The organism is Agathobaculum sp. TL06, from assembly GCF_054658635.1.
The window spans coordinates 1-1,512 of sequence record NZ_BAAGGY010000060.1; the positions used below are offsets into that span (position 1 = coordinate 1).

General features: G+C 42.1%; 1 protein-coding gene. It reads left to right on the forward strand.

Annotated features, from left to right (window positions below; translation table 11 throughout):
* Positions 1-190 precede the first annotated feature (190 nt).
* Positions 191-1,348 carry an ISL3 family transposase gene (locus ACYQ3S_RS15620; protein ID WP_459690289.1) on the forward strand — a complete coding sequence of 386 codons (1,158 nt, stop codon included), beginning with the start codon at positions 191-193 and terminating at the stop codon, positions 1,346-1,348.
* Positions 1,349-1,512 lie beyond the last annotated feature (164 nt).

The following is a 1,512-nucleotide window of genomic DNA, read 5'->3' on the forward strand; positions in this document are numbered from 1 at the left end:
GGGCTTGCGACATTTCGTGTATATTTTCAGATAACAAATAGAAATTGTTCTTACCCTATTTTGACATATCGTGTGGTATGTTATAATGGTTGTCACGAAAGGTTGTGTTTCTATGGGTCCTCTTGCTCCTACCGGATTGGTGGAATTTGTATGCACTCAGACTTTACAAGCCGCTGACGGGAATTGTTTGATGTACGAAATTGAGGCGGTAGCAAAGCCTGAATGCTGCCCCAAATGTGGAGTTGTAGGCTCGCAGACGGCCTACGGCTATAAAACTCGGTACATAAGAGATTTACCGAATTCTGGCATGCAGGTTGTGTTAAAGCTTCGTGCTCGGAGATATTTGTGTCCATCTTGCGGCGCAACCTATATGCAGAGTTACAAGACGGTTGATAAAACCAGTATGACTCCAAGACTGCGTACGAAAATCGTCAGCAGAGTTTTGCGGCGCGAACCGTTTACCCGCATCGCAGATGATTATGGAATTTCAGACAAAACAGTCCGCAGAGCGTTTGATGATTGGGCGAAAAAACATCACAGTATAACGATGTATAGTACTCCAAGTGTAATAGGTATTGACGAAGCTCATATCGACAAGCATTTCCGCCTAATTATTACAGACCCAGAAAATAAGAGACTGCTTGATATGCTGCCGAATAATAAGTCAGAAACCGTTTACTGTTACCTGCGCAGCCTTGAAAATCCAAGTGCTGTCCGGGTAGCCACGATGGATTTTGCACCGTTATACGCAAAAGCTGTAAAAGACATATTCCCATGTGCAACAGTTGTTATTGATAGATTCCATGTCATTCAACTCGTAAATAAGCATATGGACGCCGCCCGGAAGAAGCTGCACGATGGTGGGATAGTCAAGAAAAGGTTGAAGCGTGAGCGCACTTTATTCATGGCTAATTTTGAAGACTTATCGCCGGATGCGAAGCATCAGTTAACAGCGTGGTTCGACATATATCCGTCACTGAGCCGGGTCTACTGGGCAAAAGAACAATTCCGAAAAATTTACGAATCAGAAAGCCGTGTACAAGCTGAGATCCTGTTTCAAAAATGGTGTGATACCGTTAGTTCGAGTATACCGGAGTTCAGCAACTTAAAGAAAGTGCTTGTCCGGCGAAAAGACGACATACTATCGTACTTTGATTATCGCTATACAAATGCCTATACCGAATCTGCAAACAACATCATAAAAACGATTAAAAATCAAGGCCATGGCTACTCATTTGAGGTCCTTCGTGCCATATGTCTGATGTCGGTCAATCATATTTCGGAAAAGGCATACTTATGGAGTTCCCAGTCCAGCGAAGATAATTTTATAGAGTCATGGCAATTTTGAAGGTTTAATAGATTTTTAAGTACGGTCAGTTTATCTTCATTTTACGTTGTTCCACATAATGGTGTCATTTCCTGACGCCTGTTTATTTTTTCCAGTCTCACATTTGCGTGTTTTTGTTCATATCTGATGATTTAAGCCAAATCTACATGATTTGTCGAATACCC

Coding starts and splice junctions, on each gene's coding strand:
- ACYQ3S_RS15620 (WP_459690289.1), top strand. CDS start 191: ATGTACGAAATTGAGGCGGTAGCAAAGCCTGAATGCTGCCCCAAATGT.